Source organism: Tepidimonas ignava (genome assembly GCF_004342625.1).
Lineage (GTDB): Bacteria > Pseudomonadota > Gammaproteobacteria > Burkholderiales > Burkholderiaceae_C > Tepidimonas > Tepidimonas ignava.
Map to the genome: position 1 here is coordinate 53,867 of NZ_SMAH01000001.1, position 24,742 is coordinate 78,608.

Below are 24,742 nucleotides of genomic sequence, written 5' to 3' on the forward strand. Positions count from 1 at the left end.
GGTCAGGCGCCCAACGGAGGCAGGCCGTGGCGGGCACGCGCCTTGGTGCACGCGTCGCTGCCGGCCTCGAACTCCCGGCACGGTGAGGGCCGCCATTCGTAAATACCGCAGGCCACCTGCTGGCCCACGGTGCCGGTCAGCGCGGCGCACCGCGGGGGCCAGTGGTCGGTGCCGCGCATCCGCACGGTGGCGCCGCTGACCTCGACCGCCAACCCGTCCGGCACCCGGCCGCCGCAGCTTTGCGTTTCGTACACCGAAAAATCAACCCGAAACCAGGCGCAGCATGCGCCGCAGCGCAAGCACTCGCTCATTGCACTCCCAACCGATTCTCAACACGGTATGGCTCACCGCCGGCCGAGCAACAGGTATTCCATCAACGCCTTTTGCACATGCATGCGGTTTGGCCGCTGCGCTCGAAACCGCATGGGCTACTGCCGGCCGAGCAACAGGTACTCCATCAACGCCTTTTGCACATGCATGCGGTTTTCGGCTTCGTCCCAGACGACGGATTGGGGGCCGTCGATGACCTCGGCGTCGACCTCTTCGCCACGGTGGGCGGGCAGGCAGTGCATGAACAGCGCCTCGGGCTTGGCTTGCGCCATCATGGCAGCGGTCACGCGCCAAGCGGCGAACGCTTTTTGCCGTGCTTCGTTTTCGGCTTCGTAGCCCATGCTGGTCCACACGTCGGTGGTGACCAAGTCGGCGCCGCGGCAAGCCTGCATGGGGTCGTCGAAGACCTGCCAAAAGTCGCCGCGCGGCACACCGGCCACGGCCGGGTCGACCTCGTAGCCGCGCGGGGTGCTGAGGTGCACGCGAAAGCCCAGGATCTGCGCCGCCTGCAGCCAGGTGTTGGCCATGTTGTTGCCGTCGCCGATCCACGCCACCGTGATCCCGCGCAGCGCGCCGGCATCGATCGAGCCGTCGCTGCGGCGGCCACGGTGCTCGAGCCAGGTGAACAAATCGGCCAGGATTTGGCAGGGGTGGAACTCGTTGGTCAGGCCGTTGATGACCGGCACGCGCGAATGCGCGGCAAAGCGCTCGATCTTGCTTTGCTCGAAGGTGCGGATCATCACCAGGTCCACCATGCGGCTGATGACGCGCGCAGTGTCCTCGATCGGTTCGCTGCGCCCAAGCTGGCTGTCGCCCGTGGTCAGGTGCACCACCGAGCCGCCCATTTGGTACATCCCCGCCTCAAAGCTGACCCGCGTGCGCGTGCTGGCTTTCTCGAAGATCATGGCCAGCGTGCGATCCACCAGCGGCTGGTAGCGCTCGTAGGTCTTGAACTTGTGTTTGATCAGGGCCGCGCGCTCGAACAAGTAGGCGTACTCGTCGGCCGTGAAATCCTTGAACTGCAGGTAGTGGCGTAGCGGCGGGGTCATGCGGAGGTCTCGTCGAGGAAGGTGCGCACCTGCGGCACCAGTTTGGCGATGATTTCGTCGGCTTCGGCGCGCGACAGAATCAGGGGGGGCACCAAGCGCACCACGCGGTCGGCGGTCACCGAAATCAGCAGCCCGGCGCGCGCACAGCGCAGCACCAGGTCGCCGCACGGGCGGTCGAGCTCGATGCCGATCATCAAGCCTTTGCCGCGCACTTCGCGCACCCCTGGCACGGCGTGCAGCTCGGCCCACAGTTGGGTCAGCAGGTGCTGGCCTTGCCGCGCGGCGTTGTCCAGCAGGCCCTCGTCTTCCATGATGCGGATGGTCTCGAGGCCGGCGCGCATGGCCAGCGGGTTGCCGCCAAACGTGGTGCCGTGGTTGCCCGGCTGAAAGATCTGCGCCGCGCGCGGCCCGGCCACCACCGCGCCGACCGGCACGCCCGAGCCCAGCCCCTTGGCCAGCGGCATCACGTCGGGGCGAACGCCCGCCCACTGGTGCGCGAACCACCGGCCGGTGCGGCCCATGCCGCACTGCACCTCGTCGATCATCAGCAGCCAGTCGCGCTCGTCGCACAACGCGCGCACGCCGGCGATGTAGTCAGGCTGCAGCGGGTGCACGCCACCTTCGCCCTGAATGGCTTCAAAAAACACCGCCACGACGTTGGGGTTGCCTTCGGTGGCGCGGCGCAGCGCGTCCAGGTCGTTGATCGGCACGCGGATGAAGCCTTCGACCAGGGGCTCGAAGCCCGCTTGCACCTTGGGGTTGCCGGTGGCCGACAGCGTGGCGATCGAGCGGCCGTGGAACGCCCGCTCGTACACCACGATTTCGGGGCGCGCGATGCCCTTGTCGTGACCGAACTTGCGCGCCAGCTTCAGCGCGGCTTCGTTGGCCTCCAGCCCGCTGGAGCAAAAGAAGACCTTGTCCAGCCCGCTGCGCTCGCACAGCGCCGCGGCCAACGGCTCGGTGTAGGGGTGGTGATGGTAGTTGCTCGTGTGGATGAGCTGGCCGACTTGGTCCTGCAGCGCCCGCACGAGGCGCGGGTGGGCGTGGCCCAGCGTGTTGACGGCGATGCCCGCCAAAGCGTCCAGGTACTCGCGCCCCTGGTCGTCCCACACGCGGCACCCCTTGCCGTGGGTGAGCATCACGGGCACACGCCCATAGGTGGACATGACATGCGGCTCGGGGATTGGCTTGAGGTCGTACATCGCGTCGGGCGCTCCTGCAAACGTGGTTCGGCCAGCCGCCGATTCTATCGGTGGCGGCGTCGGGCGCAGGGGCCGAAGCCGCGCGGGGGTGAATAGCCAGCCGCGGGTACGTAACGGAAACGGCACCAAGTCTTATATAAGATAGAATACCGCCCGTGATGGACACGCCCCACGCCCAGCAAGTTTTTATTCAGGGGGTGACCCGCAGCGGGCGCACCTTCCGTCCGAGCGACTGGGCGGAGCGTCTGGCCGGCGTGATGCGCCCTTTCCATCCGCAGGCCCGCGCCAGCGGCCCGGCGGGCCACCTGGGCTATTCCCCCTGGGTGGTGCCCACCGTGGTGGGCGGCGTCAAGTGCGTGGTGGTGGACCGGGCGCTGCGCGACTACGATGAGCGCGCATGGGATTTCATCATGGGGTTTGCGCGCGACAACGATCTGGTCGTCACCGAAGCGTGCCTGGTGCCCGACGTCCCCGCATCGCGCCCCTGAGCGCGCCGATCCTTGCCGCGCTTCCGTTTGGCCGTGAGGTCCCCTTGAAACGCCAACGCCTCCCGGCTGGGAGGCGTTGAGGTTTGCCCGGCGCGTCGGGCGTTGCTGGCAGCGCACCCGTTCCAAAGGCAGGCGGCACGCGGCCGCCCGTGCGGGTGTTTTCGCGCGTTTAGGCGGCTGCGGTGGCGGCGCCCAGCGCCTTGACCTTGGCCGACAGGCGGCTCTTGTCACGCGCCGCCTTGTTTTTGTGGAAGATGCCCTTGTCGGCGATCGAATCGACGATCGACTGCATTTGGGCAAACAGCTCGGTCGCCTTGGCCTTGTCGCCGGCGGCGACGGCTTTTTCGACCTTCTTGATCGCGGTGCGGTACTTCGAACGCAGCGAGCTGTTGTGGGCGTTGAGCTTGGCGTCCTGGCGGGCGCGCTTGCGGCCCGACTTCAGGCGCGGGGACTTGTTGGACTTGGTGGCCATGGATGGGTTCCTGACAAGAAGTTTGGGAGGATGATGCCAGCAAAACCCGCAATTATAGACAGGGCAGCCGCGGTTGGCAAAGAAACAACACCGGCGCGCGCACGGCGGTGTTCGGTTGACCTTTGTCAACCGGATGCAAGGGGACTCGGGCATACTTGCGCGCGCTGACCGCGCGTGGCTAGCCTGCACGGGCGCGCTCGGCTGCCGAGCTTTTTTCGGTGACGATGTTTGGTTTCGAAGACACCATGACCCAGGAAAACCTGTCCGCCACCCAAGCGGCCCAACCCATCCCTCCGGGCGCGGCCCTGCCGCACCGCAAAATCATCCGCAGCTGGATCACGCCGCTGGCCGAGCGGCGCACCGCCATTGCGGTGGCGCTGCTGGTGTTGGACTGGGTGATCTTCGCCACCTTCATCGCGGGCACCGTCGTGTTCACCAGTTGGTGGGCCAAGCTGCTGTGCGGCGTGGCGGCGGGCTTCATGATCGGGCGCCTGTTCATCATCGGGCACGACGCGTGCCACCAAAGCTACACGCCGCATCGCGGCCTCAACAAGCTGCTGGGGCGCATCGCGATGATCCCGTCGCTGACGCCCTACAGCCTGTGGGAGGTCGGCCACAACGTGGTGCACCACGGCTACACCAACCTCAAGGGCGTGGACTTCGTCTGGGCGCCACTGACCAAGGAAGAGTTTGAAGCCCTGCCGCGCTGGCGCCAGTGGCTCGAGCGTGTGTACCGCAGCGGCTGGGGGCCGGCGTTGTACTACCTGATCGAGATGTGGTGGCTGCGCATGTTTTTCCCGCGCAAGGCCTACATGGGCGCGCGCCGGCCGGAGTTCATCTGGGACGGCGTGTTCGTGCTGGCCGTTGGCGTGGCTTGGATCGCCGCCATGGTGGCCGCAGCGCTGGCCACCGACCAGTCGGTGGCGCTGCAGGTGCTGATGGGGTTTGTTGTGCCGTTCATCTTCTGGAACGCGATGATCGGCTTCGTCGTGTACGTGCACCACACCCACCCGGCGGTGCAGTGGCACGACGACAAGGTGGCGTGGGCCAAGGCGGCGCCGTTTGTGTCCACCACGGTGCACCTGGAGTTCCCGTTCAAGATCGGGGCGCTGATGCACCACATCATGGAGCACACCGCGCACCACGTCGACATGAGCGTGCCGCTGTACCGTCTCAAACAGGCGCAAAAGAAGCTGGAGGAGATGCTGCCGGGCCGCATCATCATCCAGCGCTTCAGTTGGCGCTGGTACTTCGACACCGCGCGGCGCTGCAAGCTGTACGATTTCACGCGCCGCTGCTGGACCGATTTCCAGGGGCGTCCGACCAGCGACCCGGCGCCATCGTACGCCTGAGCGCCCCGTACCACGGACGTGAGCGAGGGACCGCATGGCGGTCCCTTGGCCTTGTTGCGCTGGCCAGCGCCGTGCTGCGGTGCGACAATACAGCCCAATGACACAAGCGTTTTCCGAACTGAACCTGGCCGAACCGCTGCAACGCGCGGTGGCCGAGATGGGCTACACGGCCCTGACCCCCATCCAGGCCCAAGCCATTCCCGTGGTGCTGCAGGGGCGCGACGTGATGGGCGCGGCCCAGACCGGCACCGGCAAGACGGCGGCGTTTTCGCTGCCGCTGCTGCAGCGGCTGTTGCGCCACGCCAACACCTCGACGTCGCCGGCGCGCCATCCGGTGCGTGCGCTGGTGCTGCTGCCCACGCGCGAGCTGGCCGATCAGGTGGCGCAGCAGATCAAGCTGTACGCCAAACACACGCCGCTGCGCAGCGCGGTGGTGTTTGGCGGCATGGACATGAAGCCTCAGGTCGAGGAGTTGCGCAAGGGCGTCGAGATCCTGGTGGCCACGCCGGGGCGGCTGCTGGACCACATCGAGGCCAAGACGGTGGTGCTCAACCAAGTCGAGTACGTGGTGCTGGACGAGGCCGACCGCATGCTCGACATCGGGTTTTTGCCGGACCTGCAGCGCATCTTGTCGTACCTGCCCAAGCAGCGCACGACGCTGTTGTTTTCGGCGACGTTTTCGCCCGAAATCAAGCGCTTGGCGGCCAGTTACCTGCAAGACCCGGTGGTCATCGAGGTGGCGCGGCCCAACACGACCGCCTCCACCGTCGAGCAGCGCTTTTTCCGCGTCGAAGACGAGGACAAGCGCACCGCGCTCAAGGCGCTGCTGCGCGAGCACGGCGTTCAGCAGGCGTTTGTGTTCGTCAACAGCAAGCTGGGCTGCGCCCGGCTGGCGCGTGCGCTGGAGCGCGACGGCCTGGCGGTGACGGCGCTGCATGGCGACAAGAGCCAGGACGAGCGCCTCAAGGCGCTGGAGGCGTTCAAGCAAGGCCAGGTGCAACTGCTGGTGTGCACCGACGTGGCCGCGCGCGGGCTGGACATCAAGGACGTGCCGGCGGTGTTCAACGTGGACATCCCGTTCAACGCCGAAGACTATGTGCACCGCATCGGCCGCACCGGGCGGGCGGGGGCGTCGGGGCTGGCGTTTTCGTTCGTGACCGGACGGGATGCGCGTCAGGTGGCCGAGATCGAAAAACTTATCGGCCGCAAAGTCGAGGTTGAGCCTCTGGAGCTGCCGGACGAGCGGCGCGCACGTCCCGCGCGCGGCAACGACGGGCAACGCCTGTGGCGCAGCGGCGAGGCGGCGGCGGTCGACCCAGCGCACGACGCGCCATCGGCGGCGGCGCGCGCGCCTCGGGCACGGCCCGCACGCGCGCCCGCGGTGGCCGCGGATCCGCTGCTGGACCGGCCGTACCAACCGTCGCTGCCGCCCGATGTCAAACCCGATTGGGAGGCGGCTGCCAAGCCCGCGGCGCCCAAAGGCCTGTCGGCCTACATCCGGCCCAAGCGCAAGGTCGCCGCGCTGCTGCGCTTTGCAGACCCGCCCAGTGCCGAGGGTTCACCGAAAGCCTCGGCATGAGCTCGGTGGCGTTCGTCCTCGGTGGATGGTTTGCTGCCGCAAACCGACTATTTCAGACACAACGTACTGCTCAAACGGGCGTACCTCAAACTGGAGTGGTGTGAAGCGGCGTGCGTCAGCCCATCAAGCGTGAAGTGCAGCCTGACGATGGGCGAATACGTCACTGGGTGTGGGTGCCTGAGCTGGGGCACTATTTGCGCGTGGTGACACTGGCCGACGGCGTGACCTTGCACAACGCATTCCCGGACAGGAGGTTTCGGCCATGAGACTGGACTATGACCCGCAGACGGATTCGCTGTACATCCACCTCAGCGATGCTCCAGCGCGCGATTCGTTGGAGGTGGGGGAGGGTGTCGTGGTTGACGTGGGCGCGCAAGGCCAAGTCGTCGGCATCGACATCCAACATGCCAGCCGACAAGTCGATTTGCGTGCTTTGTCGGTGTCTCATTTGCCGCTGACCTCCGTGGCCTTGGCAGCCTGACGACCGCCCCCGACAGCTACCCCGGCCGGCGCGCCTGGGGGCACGGCAGGCGGATGATTTCGACCGCGCGCGCGTCCCGGGGCGAGTGTTCGTCCGGCAGGCAGGCGGCGCTGAGGGCGCCGCCCCAGACACAGCCGCTGTCCAGGGGCAGGACGTCGGCGCGCGCCAGCGACCCCAGCGTCGACCAATGGCCGAAAGCGATCGGGGTGCCCGCGCTGGCGCGCCCGGGCACGTCGAACCACGGCAGGTAACCCGCGGGTGCGCCATCGCGGCCGTCCTTGGTGGCGAACTCCATCTCGCCCGCAGGGGTGCAAAAGCGCAGCCGGGTCAGCGCGTTGACGATGACGCGCCAGCGCGGCGGGCCAACCAGGGCGTCGTCCCAGCGGCTCGGCTCGTTGCCGTACATCTGCGCCAGCCAGGCGTGGCGCTGGGTGGGGTCGCGCAGCACGGCGTGCACCTCGTCGGCCAGGGCCAATGTTTGCTCGACGCTCCAGCCCGGCAGCACCCCGGCGTGCACGAGCAACCACCCGCGCTCGAGCAGCGCCAGGGGGCGCGTGGCCAGCCAGTCCAACAGCGCGGCGCGGTCGGGGGCCGCCAAAATGTCGTCCAGCGTGTCACCGCGGTGGGGCGGGCGCACCCCCGCGGCCACGGCCAGCAGGTGCAGGTCGTGGTTGCCCAACAACGTGTCGGCGGCGCCGTCCAGGCGCATCACGCGCCGCAACGCGGCCAGCGATTGCGGTCCGCGGTTGACCAAGTCGCCCAACACGATGAAGCGGTCGCGGCTGGGCGAGAAGCCCACCTCGTCCAGCAGGCGTTGCAGCATGGCGTCGCAGCCCTGGACGTCGCCAATCAAGTATAGTGCCATGGGCGCGCATTATGGATATCTTGCTGATCGTCTTTTTGACCCTGCTCAATGGGGTGTTTGCCATGTCCGAGTTGGCGTTGGCGGCCAGCCGCCGGGCGCGCCTGTCGGCCCTGGCCGACGCGGGGGATAAGGGGGCCCGCACCGCGCTGCAACTGCTGGACAACCCGACGCAGTTTTTGTCGTCCGTGCAGGTGGGGATCACATCCATCGGCATGCTCAACGGCATCGTGGGCGAGGCGGCGTTCAGCGACGGGCTGGCAGACTGGTTTCGCGGTTGGGGGTGGTCCGACGTAACCGCCTCGGTGTCCGCGACGGCCATCGTCGTGGCGGCCATCACGTTCTTGACGATCGTCTTTGGCGAGTTGGTGCCCAAGCGCATTGGCCAGCTCTACCCGGAAGCCGTCGCGCGCTGGGTGGCGCGGCCCATGGCCGGTGTGGCCCGTGTGGCCAAGCCCTTCGTGCTGCTGCTGTCGGCCACCACCCATGCGGTGCTGCGCCTGCTGCGCATCGACACCGACGCGGCCCGCACGGTGACGGAGGAGGAGATCCACGCCAGCCTGCACGAAGGCTTGGCTGCCGGCGTGATCGAGCGGCAGGAGCACCGCATGGTGCACAACGTGCTGGCGCTGGACGACCGGCCGCTGAGCAGCCTGATGGTGCCGCGCGCCGAAGTCGAGTGGCTCGACGCCGGTCTGCCCCTGGCGCAGGTGTTGGTGCAGGCGCGCCACGGGGGACACTCGTGGTACCCGGTGTGCCGGGGCGGCTTGGACGATGTGCTGGGGGTCATTCACCTGTCGCACCTGATGGCGTTGGACGAAGCGGGTGGCCGCGAGGACGACTGGCACCGCGACGCTGAAGCTGCGGTGTTTGTGCCGGAGACCCTGACGGCGCTTGACCTGCTGGAGCAGTTCCGTGCCCGCGCCATGCGCATGGTGTTCGTGGTGGACGAGTACGGTGAGGTGCAGGGCTTGCTCACCCCGCTGGACTTGCTGGAGGCGATCACGGGCGAGCTGTTCAGCGCCGAGCCGCACGACGCGTGGGCGACGCCGCAGCCGGATGGGTCGTGGTTGTTCGACGGCGCCATGCCAGCGCACGAGTTCAAGTCGCGCCTGGACATCGCGGCGCTGCCTGACGAGGAACACGACCGCTACGCCACGTTGGCGGGGCTGATGCAGACGGTGGCGGGGGATTTGCTGCAGGTGGGTGACACGGTGGAGGTGGCGGGCTGGCGCCTCACGGTGCGTTCGATGCAGGGGCGGCGGATCGACCGCGTGCACGCCGAGCGGGCGCCGAGCGCCGCAGCGCCGTCGCCACCGCCTGATCCCGATGGGCATACAGCCAATCCTTGAACGCGGCGGCTGCGGGTGACAGGCGCTTGCCCCGTGGGTACACCACGTGCCACTGGCGCAGCAGCGGAAAGCCCTGGACGTCCAATTGCACGAGCTCGCCCAGCGCCAGTTCGGCCACCACCGTGTGGGCCGACAGCACCGCCAACCCTAGCCCCCCGGCCACGGTTTGCTTGATGGCCTCGTTGCTGCCCACCTCCAGGCGGGCGCGCAGGGGCACCCCAAGTGCGTCGAAAAAGCGCTGCATGGTGGCGCGCGTGCCGCTGCCGGGTTCGCGCAGGATGAAGGGCTCGCCCGCCAAGCGTCGCGGGTCGATGGCGCGCTCGCGCGCCAGCGGGTGCGACGGGGGCGCCACCACCACCAGCGGGTTGTCGGCGAACGGTTCACACACCACGTTCCAGTCCTGCGGCGGCTGGCCCAGGATGTAGAGGTCGTCCCGGTTGGCGCCCAAGCGCTGCAGCAGCGTGTCGCGGTTGCCCACCACCATGGCCACCTCAATGCCCGGATGCGCCGCGGCAAAGCTGCCCAACAACTTCGGCACGACGTACTTCACGGTGGTCAGGATCGCCAGCCGCACGCTGCCCTTTTCGACGCCCTGCAGCGCGGCCATGTCCTCGGCCAAGCGGCGCAGCCGATCGTCAACGTCGACCGCCGCTTCGGCCAACGCGCGCCCCGCCGCCGTCAGGTAGATGCGCCGGCCGATCTGCTCGAACAGCGGCTGCCCCACCACCTCGGCCAACTGCTTGACCTGTAGCGACAGGGTCGGGGAGGCCAGGTGCAGGGCTTCGGCGGCGCGGGCGAAGCTGCCTTGTTCGGCGACCGCGCGGAAGATGCGCAGTTGGTGCAGGGTGAGGTGGCGCGGGTTCATCGTTTATGAAGATAAAACAAAACGGTTTGAATATTTTACTTTTCAAAAATGGATGTCGTGCCTACGATTCGCCTCAGCCCCGTCACGACGGGACAACGCAACCGCCACCGACGATACCCGAGGAGTGAGCATGGCCGTCAAGACCTACAACGCCGGCGTCAAGGAATACCGCCAGACGTACTGGATGCCCGATTACACCCCGCTGGACACCGACCTGCTGGCGGTGTTCAAGATCGTGCCGCAGCCCGGCGTGGACCGCGAGGAGGCCGCCGCGGCGGTGGCCGCCGAGTCCTCCACCGGCACCTGGACCACGGTGTGGACCGACCTGCTGACCGATCTGGACTACTACAAGGGCCGTGCCTACCGCATCGAGGATGTGCCGGGCGACGACACGGCGTTTTATGCGTTCATCGCCTACCCGATCGATCTGTTCGAGGAGGGCTCGGTGGTCAACGTGTTCACGTCGCTCGTGGGCAACGTGTTCGGCTTCAAGGCGGTGCGCTCGCTGCGCCTGGAAGACGTGCGCTTCCCGATCGCGTACGTCAAGACCTGCGGTGGCCCGCCGCACGGCATCCAGGTCGAGCGCGATCTGATGAACAAGTACGGCCGCCCGCTGCTGGGCTGCACGATCAAGCCCAAGCTCGGCCTGTCGGCCAAGAATTACGGCCGCGCCGTGTACGAAGCCCTGCGCGGCGGTCTGGACTTCACCAAGGACGACGAAAACGTCAACAGCCAGCCGTTCATGCGCTGGAAGCAGCGCTTCGACTTCGTGATGGAGGCCATCGAGAAGGCGGAGCGTGAAACGGGTGAGCGCAAGGGGCACTACCTCAACGTCACCGCGCCGACGCCTGAGGAGATGTACAAGCGGGCCGAGTACGCCAAGTCGATCGGCGCGCCCATCATCATGCACGACTACCTCACGGGGGGGTTCTGCGCCCACACGGGTCTGGCCAACTGGTGCCGCGAAAACGGCGTGCTGCTGCACGTGCACCGTGCCATGCACGCCGTGATCGACCGCAACCCCTACCACGGCATCCACTTCCGTGTGCTGACCAAGGTGCTGCGCCTGATGGGCGGCGACCACCTGCACACCGGCACCGTGGTGGGCAAGCTCGAAGGTGATCGTCAGGCGACGTTGGGTTGGGTGGACCTGCTGCGCGAGTCGTTCGTGCCCGAAGACCGCAGCCGCGGCATCTTCTTCGACCAAGACTGGGGCTCGATGCCGGGCGCGTTTGCGGTGGCGTCGGGTGGCATCCACGTGTGGCACATGCCGGCGCTGCTGAGCATCTTCGGTGACGACGCGGTGTTCCAGTTTGGCGGCGGCACGCTCGGCCACCCGTGGGGCAACGCCGCAGGCGCGCACGCCAACCGCGTCGCGCTGGAAGCCTGCGTGCAGGCGCGCAACGAGGGCCGCAACCTCGAAAAAGAAGGCAAGGAGATCCTGACCGCGGCGGCGCAGCACTCGCCCGAGCTCAAGATCGCGATGGAGACCTGGAAGGAGATCAAGTTCGAGTTCGATGTCGTCGACAAGCTCGACGTGCAACACAAGTGATCGCCCTCGCACGGAACCGAACCCCTTGTCAGGAGACCCATCATGCAAGCTTACAAGCAGTCCCTCAAGCACGAAACCTTCTCGTACCTGCCGCAGATGACGCCCGAGCAGGTGCGCCGGCAAATCGCCTACGCGCTGGCCCAAGGCTGGAACCCCGCGGTGGAGCACACCGAGCGCGGCACCCCCGCCAAAGAGAGCTACTGGTACATGTGGAAGCTGCCGATGTTCGGCGAGCAGTCGGTGGACGCGGTGCTGGCCGAGATTGAGGCCTGCCACCGTGAATTCCCCAACCACATGGTGCGTTTCGTCGCCTACGACAACTACGCGCAAAGCCAGGGCTTGACGTTCGTCGTCTACCGCTGATGGGCACGGCTGGCGCACGGGTGCGCCTGGCCGTATGCAGGGTCTGACCAATCGTGGAAAAGGAGTCCCCCATGGACGGGACGGTGGTGAAGGCTGCCCTTAGCGGGCGTGAGCTGGCGCGCCAGCGGCGGCAGGCCTTGGCGCAGCAAGGGCGCGCGGCGCTGCCGACGCTGCGCAGCGCGATGGCACGGCGTGCCGCGGCGCCGCAACAGGCGGCTGCGTCCCAAGGATGTGGCTGTGGGTGCGGAGGCAGCGGCGCGTGCGCCACGGCGGCTGCCGAAGACGGGGTGGCGCGCATGTTGGCCGCGGCCGTCACGCCGCAGGCGGCCCAGGCGCGACCCACCACGGATGACAAGCCGCGCGTGTTGCCGCCCACGGGCCGCGCGCTGGCGCAGGCCCGCCGCGCGGCGCTGGCGCGGGAGGGCAAAGCAGGCTTGACGCGTGTGGCGCAAGCCACCCGCCTGGCCACCACGATGCCCGACCGCGATTGGCGCGAGGCGCTGCAAAAAGGCGCCACGGGGCGGCAACTGGCCATGCAGCGCCGCACGCTGCTGGCGTTGACCGGGCGGGCCGGTCTGGCCGCGTCCACCCAACCGGCGGCCGCCGTGCGGCCCAGCGGGCGCGTGCGCAACACCGCGGCCGTGCGCGACGCCGCGCACACCGAAGAGGGGCATACGCTGTCCGGGCAGCGCGTCAGCGGCACCCAGGTGGAGCGCAGCGCCAAGGTGACCGGCATGGAAGCGGGCACCTGCCGCCACGTCACCGGCACCGAATACATCGGGCAGGAGCAGTTTGAGGCTTGGTGCGCCACCCGTCCCCAGCCGGCCCCGCCCAAGGTGGTCGAAACCCACACCGAGCGTGGGCGCGCGGTCACGGGCAGCCATCCGGGGCTCAACCCCAAGGTCACCGGCAACGAGACGGGGGCGTGCCGTGGCATCACCGGTACGCGTTACCTCGCCGCCGAGGACCAAGCCGTGTGTGAGCAGGTGCAGGCGCGCGCGCCACACAAGGTCAGCGTGATGTCGTCGCGCGGTGACAACGAGGTGACCGGCACACCGGTGGGCCGCAGCCCCAAGGTCACGGGCAACGAAGCGGGCGCGCAGCGTCCCATCTCGGGCACCCAGTACGCGTTCGCGCTGCAGGGGCAGGCAGGGGTGCGCGCGGGCACGGCGTCGCGCCGCGGCTCGCCCCTGCCGGCGGGCGCGCTGCAAGCGTCTTCGCACGCAGCGGAGTCGACGCAGCAGGCGCAGCCGCGCCCGGCGGCCGCCAGCGCCGAAACGGTGGGGCGGCAGGACGCGGGTTTTGCGTTGGCCACCGTCAGCGGTGACAGTCCGGGCACGGGCGGTGGCCGCATCACGGGTGACGAGCGTGGGGCGTGTGAGCCGGTGACCGGCACGCCTTACGTGGGCCCGGACAACTTGAGCGGGGGGTGCACGTTGAGCGGTCGTTGGCTGACGCGCTACCCCGAACTGGCCCAGACCGATGCGCCGCCGCCTCCGCAGGGCTTCAGCGTGCAAACGCCGGCGCAGCAGGCGTGGCAGCGGCGCCAGCGCATCACCGGCAGCGCCGGTGGGGACGACGCGGGTCTGCGTGTCACGGGGCCTGGGATGAAAGCGCAAGGCTTGATCACGGGCACCCCCGAATTCCGTCACGGTGCGGCCACCCAGGCAACGTGGTCGGTGCCGTCCACGCAGGCGGCGCCGGCTGCGCAGCGTGTCACGGGTGAGGGGGCGGCGCCGCAGGGCGTGCGCATCACCGGCGACGCGTGGGGCAGCGAGCGGCGCGTCACCGGCACCGAAGGTGCGTCGGCGATGGTGCGCAACCCGACCCAGCGCGGCATGCCCCGGCCGCTGGGGGCGCAGGCGCGCCACCTGCGCGCCATCGAACGCGACGAGGTGCCGATGAGCCCGATCACAGGCTCCAGCGGCAACACGCCGCGCGGCGCGGTGGTGACCGTCTCCGGCGGGGCGCGCGGCTGAGGTCAGACCCATCCAGCACAGCCGAGCTCGACCATGGACACGCGCAAACGTCAACTGGCCCTGCAGCGCCGCCACGCGGCCGCGCTGCCCCGTCAAGGCTTGACGGCGGCGGCGCAGGTGCTGCCGACCGCGCACGGGGTGCTGCCCAACCCGGCCTGCGTGCCGGGGGCGGGGCAGCCGTGCCGCCACGCGCTGGTGGACGTCGAGCTCAACGCCCGCCTGCATGCGTACGAGCAGACCCTGCGCGGGCGCTTCGAGGCGATCGAAGACACCCTGCGCACGATGTCGGCCTGGCAACACGAACGTGACTTTGTCGAGCGCGCGCAGGCGCTGGCGCAACAGCGCCTGGACCTGCAGTGGCCGCTGGCGGCGCTGGAAAGCGCCTGGGTGGCGGGCGTGGACATGGCGGCGTTGCACGCGCATGCGATGTTCGAAACGATCCGGCGCTGCGTGCGCCTCAGCGACCAAGACAGCGCTCCCTGGCGGGCCCGTTTGCCCATCCAGGCCGACACGCTGCGTGCGTGCGGCGTGCACACGCTCGACGTCAGCCCGTGCGCCGATGGGCGCCTGCAGGGGGTGCTGCCGTTCGTGCTGCGCACGGCCCCCAGCGAGGGCGTGGTGGTCAAAGCGTACGCCGGCGCGCTGTTCGACGTCGAGTTGGACGTGCAGGACTGGACCCAGCGCGAGCTCGAGCGCGTGACGGGGCTGCTGCCCGGCGGCGAGGCGCTGGACTACCTGAAGGTGGCGGTGTACCACTTCAGCTCGTCGCATCCCCAGCAAGAAGGCTGCGCGGCCCATGGCAGCCACGACGCGCGCGCGGTGGCGGCCGCCATCGAGCGGCTGCATGCCCTGCGCGCGGCGGTCGACAACACCTTCGGTGCAGGCGCCGCTCCGCTGGTGATGTTGGTCGGCGTGGACACCGACCTGGACGCGATCCGCATCCACCTGCCCGATGCACGCGGGCAGTTGCATGCCGAGCGCTTTTTGGATGCCGCCACGCTGTACCGCGAGACGCTGGGCTTGGACGCGGCTCAGGCGCGTCAGCGCGTGCACGATGCCGTGGCGGCGCATGTGCGTGACCTTGGGGGCGTGTTGATGCGCGCCCCGGGTGACGACGGGCTGGCGCGGCTGGCGGCGCTGTGGCTGCAGGCCAACCTGTCGCAGATCGAATACGTGATCACCTACCACGCGGGGCGCTACGCCGTCGTGGGCCACGATGAAGCGTTCGTCTGCGTGGGCGACGCCCTGCCGCCGTTGCAGTTGCGCAACCAGTACTACCACGCGCACCTGGACACCGTGGAAGAGGGGGCGGCCGACCTGGACGTCGGCGTCAAGATCTTCACGGGCCTCAACCTGCGCCGTGGCCTGGCGTTGCCGGTGCTGGTGCACTTCAGCTACAGCGGGCGGGTGCCGGGGGCGCGCCAGCGCGCGATCGAGCGCGGGCAGCGTGTGGTGGCCGCGATACGGGCGCGCTACCCGTCTTGGGATGGGCGTGGGCAACTGCATTGCCGCGTCGCCGTCAGCGACCGTCATGGCTCCGAAACCGTGGCGCTGATCGACGACGACGTGGTGTTGGCCGGGCATTGAAGCGGGCATGGGCGAGGACGACGATGAAGATCATGCGCGTGGAAAAAACCCTGGTGTCGACCAACCGCATCGAGGCGTTTGGTCACCGGCCGCTGCTGGTGGTGCAAGAAAAAGCCGGTGGTGCGCGCAGCGTTGCGGTCGATGCCGTGGGCTGTGTGCCGGGGGACTGGGTGATTTGTGTGGGCTCGTCGGCGGCGCGCGAAGCGGCCGGCTCCAAGGACTTTCCGTCCGACCTGACCATCGTCGGCATCATCGACCACTGGAATCCCGAGGGGTGAGCCGATGGACATCGTGCGCGTGGTCGACGAGTTGGTGTGCACCCGGCGTGTGCCGGGCTTGGGGCAGGCCAGCCTGCGCGTCGTGCGCAGCGCCCAGGGGGCGCTGTCGGTGGCCACCGACCCGGTGGGCGTGCCGGTGGGGCGCTGGGTGTTCGCCACCACCGGCAGTGCGGCGCGCTTGGCCATGCCCGACACAACGTGCATGACGGATTTGACGATTTGCGGAATCATCGACCACTGGGACGAGGGCGACGGCGCCAACGCGGTGGCGGTACACGAGCATCGAGCCCCGGGCACGGCGCCCGGAGCGAGCAAGGGGTGAGCCGATCGGCTCAGGTGTTTCAGCAGCAAAGTGACCACGAGGAGTAAAGCAATGGCAAACACGACGGGTATTGCCCTGGGCATGATCGAGACGCGCGGGCTGGTGCCGGCGATCGAAGCGGCCGACGCGATGACCAAGGCGGCGGAGGTGCGGCTGATCGGCCGCCAGTTCGTCGGGGGCGGTTACGTGACGGTGATGGTGCGCGGCGAGACGGGCGCGGTCAACGCGGCGGTGCGCGCGGGCGCTGATGCCTGCGAGCGTGTGGGTGATGGCCTGGTGGCGGCCCACATCATCGCGCGCGTGCACAGCGAAGTCGAAGGCATCCTGCCCACCGCGCCCACCGTCTGATGGCGCTGGCTTGCCCAGCCGCCGCCTGCCCAAGGCGGCGCTGGTCGGCCCAACACAAGGAGTGTGACCATGGCAAATACGACGGGCATAGCCCTGGGCATGATCGAGACGCGCGGGCTGGTGCCGGCGATCGAAGCGGCCGACGCGATGACCAAGGCGGCGGAGGTGCGGCTGATCGGCCGCCAGTTCGTCGGGGGCGGTTACGTGACGGTGATGGTGCGCGGCGAGACGGGCGCGGTCAACGCGGCGGTGCGCGCGGGCGCTGATGCCTGCGAGCGTGTGGGTGATGGCCTGGTGGCGGCCCACATCATCGCGCGCGTGCACAGCGAAGTCGAAGGCATCCTGCCCACCAAGCCGGATGCCAGCGGCGGCGGCCGCGACGCCGAGATCACCTCCACCCGCAGTTGAGCCACGCGCACGACGGAGACACTGCCATGGCGGCCGACGCGCGTGTGCTGGGGTGGTTGACGCGGGCGCTGCAGCACGAGTTCAGTGCCGTGCAGCAGTACCTGGCGCAGTCGGTGCTGGCGCGTCTGAGCGGCCAGCCCGAGCTGGCCGACCAGCTCCACGAAGAAGCCATGCACGAGCTCGACCATGCCCAGCGCCTGATGCAGCGGCTGATCGAGCTCGGGGTGGCCCCCTCGGCGGGTGTGTTGACGCCCGCGCGCTTGGGGCGTGGCGTCGGTGACTTTGCCACCCTGAACCGGCAACTGGAGCAAACCGCGGTGGTGCTGTACCAGGACGCCGCTGACCATGCGCGGCGGGTGCGGGACACCGCCAGCGAGGCGCTGCTGCGCGAGCTGGCGCACGACGAGGCCCAGCACTACCGCACCTGGAGCCAACACCCCGGCCCCGCCGGGGCGTGAACCCATCGCAAGGGGATGCCGATGAGCGACACCACACCCGAAGGCTGGACCGAACAAGGACGCCCCCCGGCGCTGTTTCGGCGCTTCGTGTTCAGCTGCTACGCCGACACGCGAGCGTTTCTCGACCGGATCGCTGCGGTGCAGGAAGCGTTGGGTCTGGCACCCCAGAACATCAGTTTTGGGACCACGTACGTCAACGTCACCATCGCGGCCGCCGACGGCGCGTTGGGGGACGCCGAACGTACGCTGGCCCAGCGCATTGCGGCGGCGGCCGAGGGCACCGTGGCATGACGGCGTCCTTGCCGCGGCGGCTGGCCGTGCTCAACACCAAGGGTGGCACGGGCAAAACCACGCTGGCGGTGCAGTTGGCCGCCGGGCTGGCGCGGCGTGGCCGCACGCGGCTGGGCGACCTGGATCCTCAAGGCTCCGCTGCCCAATGGTGCGCCACCGTCAGCGGCTGGGACGTCGCGCAGGGTGAGCGCGCTTGGCAGGACGACGACGTGGCGCACCTGGTGTGGGACTGCCCCCCCAGCGTGGAACACGCCGCCGCAGGGCGCGCTCTGCAACAGGCCGACGCCGTGTTGGTGCCGGTGTTGCCCTCGCCGCTGGACCTGTGGGCCAGTTGGCAGTTGGTCGACGTGATCCAGGCCGAGCGCCGCCGTCGGCCGACGCTGCGCGCGTGGCTCGTCATCAACCAGCTCGAACCGGGCAGCGCCCTGTCCACCGCGATGCACGACGCCTTGCGCGAATTCGGCCTGCCCGCGCTGCGGGCGGTGGTGCGCCGCCGCGCCGTGTACCGTACCGCGGCGTTGCAGGGGGTCAGTGTGTACGAACTGGGGCCGCGCGCCGCTGCGGCGGTGGCCGATATCGAAGCCGTGATCGAGGAGATGCAAACATGACCACCCGACCCACCGCCCAACGTTTGGTGGCCAGTGTGCGTGGGGCGCGGCGCAACCAGACCGAGCCTGCTGCGCCCCCCGCGACCGAGACGCCCGCCCCGGTGGCGTCCAAGCCGCGGCGCGCCCGCACCGCGGCCCCCGCGCCGCAGCCTGCGGCGGCGCCCAGCCCTGCGACCACGGCGACGGACCCCACCACCCCCGCCCCCAGCGCGCACGAGCTGTTTCCACGGCGTGTCTGGCCCGATTGACGCTTTGAACCCCTACCGCAGCACCATGAACACCCTGACCCGCCGCCTGTACGCAGCGCGCACGCAGCAGCGTGCCAGCGCCGCGGCGTTGGCCCCCGGCGTGGCCGACGACCCGCCTGCGGCCGCGCTGCGCCCCACGGCCGCCGTCGTGCCACCGTCCGGCGACACCGACCCGCTGGCCGCCTACCGCATCACCCGCGAGCCTTACTGGCGCGTGGTCGGCGATGAGGTGGCGCTGTACGAAGCGGCCTACGCTGTGCGCATGCCGATGATGCTCAAAGGCCCCACCGGCTGTGGCAAGACCCGCTTCGTCGAATACATGGCGTGGAAGCTGGGCAAGCCCCTCATCACCGTGGCGTGCCACGAGGACATGACCGCCTCCGACCTGGTGGGGCGCTTTTTGCTCGACGCCAGCGGCACGCGCTGGCAGGATGGGCCGCTGGCGCTGGCCGCGCGCTATGGCGCCATTTGCTACCTGGACGAGGTGGTCGAGGCGCGCCAGGACACCACCGTCGTCATCCACCCGCTGACCGACAAGCGGCGCATGCTGCCGCTGGAGAAAAAAGGCGAGGTGATCGAAGCGCATCCCGACTTTCAGCTCGTCATTTCGTTCAACCCCGGCTACCAAAGCCTGATGAAGGACCTCAAGCAGTCCACCAAGCAGCGCTTTGGCGCGCTTGACTTCGACTACCCAGAGCACGAGGTGGAGGCCGAGATCGTCGCCCACGAGTCCGGGGTGGACCGCGACACCGCTGGCAAGCTCGTGCACATCGCCGAGCGCGCCCGCAACCTCAAAGGGCACGGGCTGGATGAGGGCATTTCGACGCGCATGCTGATCCATGCCGGCAGCCTCATCGCGCAGGGGGTGCCGGCGCTGTCGGCGTGCCGCATGGCGCTGGTGCGCCCGATCACCGACGACGCCGACATGCGCGACGCGCTCGACGCCGCCGTGACGACGTACTTCTGAGCCGACGCCGACGGCCATGACCATCCACCTCGACGACCACGCCGAACTGTTGGCCGAGCTGCCCCACGGCGCGCAGGACGTGCTGCGCGGCGCGTGGCAGGAGGCCGCGCGGGCGCTGTCGTCGCGTGGACTGGACAACTACCTCAAAGGGGCGCTGGCGCTGCACCACCTGGGCCGTGGTGAGGAGCTGGTGGTCAGCTTCATCCAGCACATGCCGGCGCTGGCGCGCGCCATTGGCGAGGATGTGCTGCCCGACCTGGTCAACTTCCTGCTGTCGATGGCGTCCAAGACCTCCGGCCAGGTGCTGACGCTGATCGTGCAGACCGCGCCCACCGCCGCGCTGCGCCTGGGCGACCAGGAGCTGTTTCGCCAGTTTTTGAGCGTGCTGGGCATCATGCTGGCGCAAGCGCCCCAAGGCCTGCGCCCGATGCTGGAAAACCTGCCCCGGCTGCTGGAGCAGCTCACGTTGGGTGGCCTGCGGCGCTGGGTGCAGTGGGGCGCGCAGGCCTACCGCAGCGACGTCGAGGGTCAGCGGCGCTACTTCAGCCTGCAAAGCGCCGACGCGCTGGCCGTGCTGCAGCAGGAGCGGCGCGGCACGCTGTTCGTCGACATCCAACGCCGCCTCAACCTGTACCTGCGCGCGTTGTGGGGGCGCGACTTTTTTCTGCGCCCCACCGCCGGCGACTTCGAGTCGCGCGAGGGGCTGCGGCCCTACATCGAGCACTTCGTCATCCACATCGCCGACGCCTACGACGACGTGCACCCGCAGGGCGAGGGCGGCCCTGGCGTGGCGGCGCTGGACGTGTACCGTGCCGCCGCCAACCACGCGGCGGCGCACCTGGTGTTTGCGCGCGCGCCGCTGCCGGACGAGGGGCTGGATGCGCTGACCAAGGCCGTGGTGGAGCTGGTCGAAGACGCGCGCGTGGAGGCCGCGGCGTTGCGGCGCTTCCCGAAGCTGCGCCAGCAGTGGCGCGCGCTGCACCCCGCGCCGGTGCACCCGCCGACCCGCGCGGGCGACCTGATCAACCGCCTGGCGCTGGCGTGGCTCGACCCCGACGCCGCCCAGGCCGACACCGACCCCTGGGTGCAACAGGGCGTGGCCGCGCTGGCGGCCTGGCCCGACCTGGACGACCCCACCCGCAGCCTAGCCACCGGCCTTGAGCTGGCCCAGGCCCTGCGCGCGCGCATCGCGGCCGAGGGCTGGCCGGCGTTTTCGGCGCGGCTCGATGGCCAGCGCGCCCTGTACCGTGACGACAACCGCGCCATCTGGGCCAGCGGCGCCTACGACGAATCGGTGGCGCTGGCCGCAACCTGGGCGCGCCAGCAGCAGGTGCGCCGCAAGGTCAACATCATGGAAATGGTCAACGAGGTCGACGTCGAATTCGCCGGCGACGACGCGCAGGAAGTGTGGATCCTGCCCACCGAGTTCTGGCTCGACCAAGAAGGCGTCACCATCAACTCGCTGCTGGGCCGCCCGCCGGTGGCCGACCCCGTGCATTACCCCGAGTGGGATTACCAAATCCAGCTCGAGCGCCCCGACTGGGTCACGGTGCTGGAGCGCCACGCCCAGCCGGGCGAGGTCGAGCGTATCGAGGCGTTGCTGGCCGAGCACCGACCGATCGTGCAGCGGCTGCGCCACCTCATCGAAGCCATGGCGCCGCAGGGCCTGCAGCGCATCCGCAAGGTCGAAGACGGCGACGAGCTCGACGTCGAAGCGGCCGTGCGCGCCTGGGTGGACCTGCGCATGGGTCAGCAGCCCGACCCGCGCATCATGATGCAGCACCGGCTGCACACGCGTGACGTGGCGGTGCTGCTGCTGCTGGACCTGTCGGCCTCGGCCAACGATCCCGTGCGCGGCAGCGAACATACGGTGCTGGACCTCACGCGCAGTGCGGCGGCGCTGCTGGCCGAGGCGCTGCAGCGCATCGGCGACCGCTTCGCCATCCACGGCTTTCGCTCCGACGGGCGGCACGACGTGCATTACCTGCGCGTCAAGGACTTTCGCGAGCCCTGGGGCGACGCGGCCAAGGCGCGCCTGGCGGGGCTGGAAGGCGCGTACTCGACCCGGCTGGGCGCGGCGCTGCGCCACGCCGGCCAACAGCTCAAGCGCCAGCCGCAGCGCAAAAAGATCGTCTTCGTGCTCACCGACGGCGAACCTGCCGACGTCGACGTGCGCGACCCGCAGTACCTGCGGCTGGACGCGCAGCGTGCCGTGCAGGAGCTCAAGCGCGACGGCATCGTCAGCTACTGCCTGACGCTGGATCCACATGCCGACGCCTACGTGCAGCGCATTTTTGGGCCGCGGCACTACACGGTGGTGGAGCGGGTGCAGCGGCTGCCCGAGGTGCTGCCCACCCTGTACCTGGGGTTGACGCGATGAGCCCGTCGGCCGACCGTGCCCGCGTGCAGTTGCGCACGTTTGTCTTCATCGATGCGCTGCAGCCGCAGCTGGCGTCGTACCTGGGCACCTCGTCGCAGGGCTTTTTGCCGGTGCCGGGCGATGCCTGCATGTGGATCGAGGTCGCCCCCGGCATGGCGGTGCACCGCCTCAGCGACATCGCGCTCAAGGCCACCAACGTGCGCATGGGCGAGCAGGTGGTCGAGCGCGCCTTTGGCTCGATGGAGATCCACTACCGCAACCAAAGCGAAGTGCTGGCTGCGGGCGACATCATCCTGCAGCAGCTCGGCGCCCGGCTGGAAGACCGCCTGCCGTGCCGCGTGGCCTGGGCCGAAAACATCCGTGCCGTCACGCCCGACCACGCCACGCTGATCAACCGCCAGTTGCGCCGCGGCTCGATGCTGCTGCCGGGCAAAACGCTGTTCATCTTCGAGTGCGAGCCGGCGGGCTACGTCGTCTACGCCGCCAACGAAGCCGAAAAGGCGGCCAACGTCACGCTGGTGGACGTCAAGCCCTTTGGCAATTTTGGTCGCCTGATGATGATGGGCAGCGAGGCCGAGGCGGCCGAGGCGCTGGCGGCGGCCGAGCGGGCCGTGGCGCAGATCAACCGACAAGCGCGCACCGTGACGCTGGGGTGAACCATGGTTTCTGAAGCCCTCCCGCGCAACCCCTGGGCCGTCGACACCCCGGCCAAGCGGCTGCTGTTCCACACCGTGCGCGTCGAGACCGAAATGGCCGACGGCGGCAGCGGCACCGGCACCGCGTTCGTCGTGTCGCACGTGCACGCGCGCGGGCGCACCGCCTTCGTCGTCACCAACCGGCACCTGGTCGACGACGTCGTGCGCGGCTCGCTGGTGTTCGCGCTGGCGCACCAGGGGCAACCGTTGCTGGGCAGCCGCTTCGAAGTGCGCATCGACGAGTTCAGCGAGGCGTGGCACCGCCATCCCGACCCGGCGGTGGATTTGGCGGTGCTTCCGCTGCAGCCCCTGCTGGACGCCGCCGCCGCACAGGGCGCGCCGCTGTACGTGGAGCCGATCGACAGCGCCGCCTTGGCCGATGCCGAGCGCTTGCAGCGCCTCGACGCGCTGGAGGAGGTGTGGTTTGTCGGCTACCCCAGTGGCGTGTGGGACCAGGTCAACGCGCTGCCGATCCTGCGCCGCGGCACCACGGCCACCCCGCCGGGGGTGGACTTCGAGGGCCGCGCGGAATTTCTCATCGACGCGGCGGTGTACCCGGGCTCCAGCGGCTCGCCGGTGTTCGTGCGCGCCGCCGACGGCAGCGGTCTGTGGCTGGCCGGCGTCGTCGCGGCGGTGTTTTTTCGGGAAGAATCGCTGCGTTTGTCGCCCGCGCCGGTGCCGGCCAGCACGTCGTTGCAGGCCACCGGCAGCGAAATGATCGACTTGGGTCTGGTCATCAAGGCGCAGGCCGTGCGTGAGCTGCTGCACGACTACCTGCGCCACTGGCAAGGATGATTGAGCTCGCCGCTGCCAGGCCCCTAACCTGCCCCGACGAGGTGCTTGACGACCATGGTGTTCGACCCGATTGTGCTGTTTTTCCTGCTGGGTTTGTTGGCAGGCCTGAGCAAGTCCGACCTCAAGATCCCGGCTGCGATCTACGAGGCGTTGTCCATCTACCTGCTGCTGGCCATTGGGCTCAAAGGTGGCGTGGAGCTGTCCAAGTACCCGCTGGGGCAGCTCGTGGGCAGCAGCGCCATCGTGTTGGCCGCCGGCATGCTGATCCCGGTCATCGCGTTTCCGGTGCTGCGCTTCGTCGGACGGCTCAGCCACTACGACGCCGCCTCCATCGCGGCGCACTACGGCTCGGTCAGTGTGGTGACGTATTCGGTGGCGGTGGCCACGCTGATGGAGCGGCAGTGGCAGCACGACGGCTACATGGTCGTGTACCTGGCCCTGCTGGAAATGCCGGCGCTCATCTTGGGCGTGGTGCTGGCGCGGCTGGGTGACCAGCGCGAAGGGCAGGGCGGGGGGCTGGCGGCGCTGGCGCGCATCCACTGGGGGCGGCTCGCGCACGAGGTCTTTTTCGGCAAGAGCATTTTGCTGCTGATCGGTGGCCTGGTCATCGGTTTTGTCGCCGGCGAAAAGGGCTACGAACCCATCGCACCGGTGTTCAAGGACGCCTTCAAGGGCCTGTTGGCGTTGTTCCTGCTCGAGATGGGGCTGGTGGCCGCGTCGCGCATCGCCGCGTTTCGCTCGTACGGGGCGTTTTTGGTCGGCTTTGCGATGGTGATGCCCCTGGTGTCGGCCTGCATCGGCATCGTCACCGCGCGCTACCTGGGCTTTTCGGCGGGCAACGGCGCGTTGCTGGCCACGCTCTACGCCAGCGCCTCGTACATCGCCGCGCCGGCGGCCATGCGCATCGCGGTGCCGCAGGCCAACCCGGCCTTGTCCATCGGCGCCTCGCTTGGGGTAACATTCCCATTCAATCTGTTCGTGGGCATCCCCATCTACCTGTGGATGGCCCGCACCTTCTTACCGGGCTGATCCCCCATGGCCAAGGCCTACAAACTGGTCACGATTTTTTGCGAGGCGGTGCTGGAGCCGCTGGTGATCCGCGAGTTCGACAAACTCGGCATCGTCGGCTACACGGTCAGCGACTGCCGCGGCCGTGGCACCCACGGCGTGCGCAGCGGCAACTGGCGCATGAGCGCCAACGTGCGCATCGAGGTGATGTGCGACCTGGCCTTGAGCGACCGCTTAATGGACGCGCTGCAACCCTTTGACCGCGATTACGGGTTGCTGGTGGTGCGCAGCGACGTCGAAGTGCTCAACTGAGCGCCAGCGGCGCAATACGCGCGATGGCCTCGCGGCGCTAGACGGTGTAGGCGTCGATTGGTCCGCCCCCGTGGGGTTGCGGGCCAGCAGCCGGCGCACAATGTCCTCGTC

29 protein-coding genes are annotated in these 24,742 nt (G+C 69.0%); 23 read left to right on the top strand and 6 right to left on the bottom strand.

What is annotated here, in order from left to right; translation table 11 throughout:
* Positions 1 to 2: 2 nt before the first annotated feature.
* The 3 genes from EDC36_RS00270 to EDC36_RS00280 all read right to left on the bottom strand — a co-directional run bounded on the left by EDC36_RS00270 (position 3) and on the right by EDC36_RS00280 (position 2,581).
* Positions 3 to 311, bottom strand: coding sequence for a YkgJ family cysteine cluster protein (locus tag EDC36_RS00270; RefSeq protein ID WP_132961260.1), 309 nt, complete (start codon positions 309 to 311; stop codon positions 3 to 5).
* A 117-nt stretch (positions 312 to 428) separates the two neighbouring features.
* A complete protein-coding gene (gene argF / locus EDC36_RS00275; RefSeq protein WP_132961261.1) occupies positions 429 to 1,379 on the bottom strand; it encodes an ornithine carbamoyltransferase in 951 nt (316 codons plus the stop codon).
* Entirely contained in the window at positions 1,376 to 2,581 is a 1,206-nt protein-coding gene (locus EDC36_RS00280) for an aspartate aminotransferase family protein (RefSeq protein ID WP_132961262.1), read from the bottom strand. The genes argF and EDC36_RS00280 overlap by 4 nt, the downstream gene beginning before the upstream one ends.
* Positions 2,582 to 2,739: 158 nt before the next feature.
* Here EDC36_RS00280 and EDC36_RS00285 point away from each other — a divergent pair, with 158 nt between their 5' ends.
* Positions 2,740 to 3,069, top strand: coding sequence for a DUF3579 domain-containing protein (locus tag EDC36_RS00285; RefSeq protein ID WP_132961263.1), 330 nt, complete (start codon positions 2,740 to 2,742; stop codon positions 3,067 to 3,069).
* 169 nt (positions 3,070 to 3,238) lie between these two features.
* On the opposite strand, the gene rpsT is transcribed toward EDC36_RS00285, so the two are convergent.
* On the bottom strand, positions 3,239 to 3,541 hold the full coding sequence (rpsT, locus tag EDC36_RS00290; RefSeq protein WP_132961264.1) for a 30S ribosomal protein S20: 303 nt from the start codon (positions 3,539 to 3,541) through the stop codon (positions 3,239 to 3,241).
* Between the two features lie 245 nt (positions 3,542 to 3,786).
* On the opposite strand from rpsT, the gene EDC36_RS00295 reads away from it, so the two are divergent.
* The 3 genes from EDC36_RS00295 to EDC36_RS00310 all read left to right on the top strand — a co-directional run bounded on the left by EDC36_RS00295 (position 3,787) and on the right by EDC36_RS00310 (position 6,953).
* On the top strand, positions 3,787 to 4,893 hold the full coding sequence (locus EDC36_RS00295) for a fatty acid desaturase (protein WP_132961265.1): 1,107 nt from the start codon (positions 3,787 to 3,789) through the stop codon (positions 4,891 to 4,893).
* 97 nt (positions 4,894 to 4,990) lie between these two features.
* Positions 4,991 to 6,472: a DEAD/DEAH box helicase gene (locus EDC36_RS00300; protein WP_132961266.1), complete on the top strand. Its 1,482-nt coding sequence runs from the start codon at positions 4,991 to 4,993 to the stop codon at positions 6,470 to 6,472.
* Positions 6,473 to 6,734: 262 nt separating this feature from the next.
* Complete coding sequence (locus tag EDC36_RS00310; protein WP_132961267.1) at positions 6,735 to 6,953, top strand: DUF2283 domain-containing protein; 219 nt, start codon at positions 6,735 to 6,737, stop codon at positions 6,951 to 6,953.
* Positions 6,954 to 6,969: 16 nt separating this feature from the next.
* Here EDC36_RS00310 and EDC36_RS00315 read toward each other — a convergent pair whose 3' ends face one another.
* A complete protein-coding gene (locus EDC36_RS00315; RefSeq protein WP_132961268.1) occupies positions 6,970 to 7,818 on the bottom strand; it encodes a symmetrical bis(5'-nucleosyl)-tetraphosphatase in 849 nt (282 codons plus the stop codon).
* A gap of 11 nt (positions 7,819 to 7,829) precedes the next feature.
* On the opposite strand from EDC36_RS00315, the gene EDC36_RS00320 reads away from it, so the two are divergent.
* Positions 7,830 to 9,167: a hemolysin family protein gene (locus tag EDC36_RS00320; protein WP_132961269.1), complete on the top strand. Its 1,338-nt coding sequence runs from the start codon at positions 7,830 to 7,832 to the stop codon at positions 9,165 to 9,167.
* Here EDC36_RS00320 and EDC36_RS00325 read toward each other — a convergent pair.
* The gene (locus EDC36_RS00325; protein WP_132961270.1) at positions 9,052 to 10,032 is read right to left on the bottom strand and encodes a LysR family transcriptional regulator; all 981 of its coding nucleotides are present in this window, start codon (positions 10,030 to 10,032) and stop codon (positions 9,052 to 9,054) included. The two genes, EDC36_RS00320 and EDC36_RS00325, sit on opposite strands and share 116 nt — an antisense overlap.
* Before the next feature lie 130 nt (positions 10,033 to 10,162).
* On the opposite strand from EDC36_RS00325, the gene EDC36_RS00330 reads away from it, so the two are divergent.
* The 18 genes from EDC36_RS00330 (at position 10,163) to EDC36_RS00415 (ending at position 24,631) form a co-directional block, all read left to right on the top strand.
* On the top strand, positions 10,163 to 11,584 hold the full coding sequence (locus EDC36_RS00330) for a form I ribulose bisphosphate carboxylase large subunit (RefSeq protein ID WP_132961271.1): 1,422 nt from the start codon (positions 10,163 to 10,165) through the stop codon (positions 11,582 to 11,584).
* A gap of 42 nt (positions 11,585 to 11,626) precedes the next feature.
* Positions 11,627 to 11,947 (top strand): ribulose bisphosphate carboxylase small subunit, encoded by a 321-nt coding sequence (locus EDC36_RS00335; protein ID WP_043701481.1) that lies wholly within the window; start codon positions 11,627 to 11,629, stop codon positions 11,945 to 11,947.
* Positions 11,948 to 12,018: 71 nt separating this feature from the next.
* A complete protein-coding gene (locus tag EDC36_RS00340) occupies positions 12,019 to 13,926 on the top strand; it encodes an alpha-carboxysome scaffolding protein CsoS2 (protein WP_165902782.1) in 1,908 nt (635 codons plus the stop codon).
* A gap of 33 nt (positions 13,927 to 13,959) precedes the next feature.
* Positions 13,960 to 15,513, top strand: a complete 1,554-nt coding sequence (locus EDC36_RS00345; protein WP_132961273.1) for a carboxysome shell carbonic anhydrase — start codon at positions 13,960 to 13,962, stop codon at positions 15,511 to 15,513.
* A gap of 23 nt (positions 15,514 to 15,536) precedes the next feature.
* The gene (csoS4, locus tag EDC36_RS00350; protein ID WP_132961274.1) at positions 15,537 to 15,791 is read left to right on the top strand and encodes an alpha-carboxysome shell vertex protein CsoS4; all 255 of its coding nucleotides are present in this window, start codon (positions 15,537 to 15,539) and stop codon (positions 15,789 to 15,791) included.
* A gap of 4 nt (positions 15,792 to 15,795) precedes the next feature.
* Positions 15,796 to 16,113, top strand: coding sequence for a carboxysome peptide B (locus EDC36_RS00355; RefSeq protein ID WP_132961275.1), 318 nt, complete (start codon positions 15,796 to 15,798; stop codon positions 16,111 to 16,113).
* Positions 16,114 to 16,164: 51 nt separating this feature from the next.
* Positions 16,165 to 16,461, top strand: coding sequence for an alpha-carboxysome major shell protein CsoS1 (gene csoS1 / locus EDC36_RS00360; RefSeq protein ID WP_132961276.1), 297 nt, complete (start codon positions 16,165 to 16,167; stop codon positions 16,459 to 16,461).
* Positions 16,462 to 16,530: 69 nt separating this feature from the next.
* Positions 16,531 to 16,869 carry an alpha-carboxysome major shell protein CsoS1 gene (csoS1, locus tag EDC36_RS00365; RefSeq protein ID WP_132961277.1) on the top strand — a complete coding sequence of 113 codons (339 nt, stop codon included), beginning with the start codon at positions 16,531 to 16,533 and terminating at the stop codon, positions 16,867 to 16,869.
* A 26-nt stretch (positions 16,870 to 16,895) separates the two neighbouring features.
* Positions 16,896 to 17,327: a ferritin-like domain-containing protein gene (locus tag EDC36_RS00370; RefSeq protein ID WP_132961278.1), complete on the top strand. Its 432-nt coding sequence runs from the start codon at positions 16,896 to 16,898 to the stop codon at positions 17,325 to 17,327.
* A gap of 21 nt (positions 17,328 to 17,348) precedes the next feature.
* Positions 17,349 to 17,618: a 4a-hydroxytetrahydrobiopterin dehydratase gene (locus tag EDC36_RS00375; protein ID WP_185971199.1), complete on the top strand. Its 270-nt coding sequence runs from the start codon at positions 17,349 to 17,351 to the stop codon at positions 17,616 to 17,618.
* The gene (locus EDC36_RS00380; protein ID WP_132961280.1) at positions 17,615 to 18,226 is read left to right on the top strand and encodes a ParA family protein; all 612 of its coding nucleotides are present in this window, start codon (positions 17,615 to 17,617) and stop codon (positions 18,224 to 18,226) included. Before EDC36_RS00375 ends, EDC36_RS00380 begins: the two co-directional genes overlap by 4 nt.
* Positions 18,223 to 18,474 carry a hypothetical protein gene (locus EDC36_RS00385; protein WP_132961281.1) on the top strand — a complete coding sequence of 84 codons (252 nt, stop codon included), beginning with the start codon at positions 18,223 to 18,225 and terminating at the stop codon, positions 18,472 to 18,474. The genes EDC36_RS00380 and EDC36_RS00385 overlap by 4 nt, the downstream gene beginning before the upstream one ends.
* A 25-nt stretch (positions 18,475 to 18,499) precedes the next feature.
* Positions 18,500 to 19,441, top strand: a complete 942-nt coding sequence (locus EDC36_RS00390) for a CbbQ/NirQ/NorQ/GpvN family protein (RefSeq protein ID WP_132961282.1) — start codon at positions 18,500 to 18,502, stop codon at positions 19,439 to 19,441.
* A 16-nt stretch (positions 19,442 to 19,457) separates the two neighbouring features.
* Complete coding sequence (locus EDC36_RS13435; protein ID WP_132961283.1) at positions 19,458 to 21,821, top strand: nitric oxide reductase activation protein NorD; 2,364 nt, start codon at positions 19,458 to 19,460, stop codon at positions 21,819 to 21,821.
* The gene (locus tag EDC36_RS00400; protein WP_132961284.1) at positions 21,818 to 22,477 is read left to right on the top strand and encodes a BMC domain-containing protein; all 660 of its coding nucleotides are present in this window, start codon (positions 21,818 to 21,820) and stop codon (positions 22,475 to 22,477) included. Before EDC36_RS13435 ends, EDC36_RS00400 begins: the two co-directional genes overlap by 4 nt.
* Before the next feature lie 3 nt (positions 22,478 to 22,480).
* Positions 22,481 to 23,311: a S1 family peptidase gene (locus EDC36_RS00405; protein ID WP_132961285.1), complete on the top strand. Its 831-nt coding sequence runs from the start codon at positions 22,481 to 22,483 to the stop codon at positions 23,309 to 23,311.
* Between the two features lie 54 nt (positions 23,312 to 23,365).
* Complete coding sequence (locus EDC36_RS00410; protein WP_132961286.1) at positions 23,366 to 24,340, top strand: sodium-dependent bicarbonate transport family permease; 975 nt, start codon at positions 23,366 to 23,368, stop codon at positions 24,338 to 24,340.
* Positions 24,341 to 24,346: 6 nt separating this feature from the next.
* The gene (locus EDC36_RS00415) at positions 24,347 to 24,631 is read left to right on the top strand and encodes a P-II family nitrogen regulator (protein ID WP_132961287.1); all 285 of its coding nucleotides are present in this window, start codon (positions 24,347 to 24,349) and stop codon (positions 24,629 to 24,631) included.
* The last annotated feature ends 111 nt before the right edge of the window (positions 24,632 to 24,742 follow it).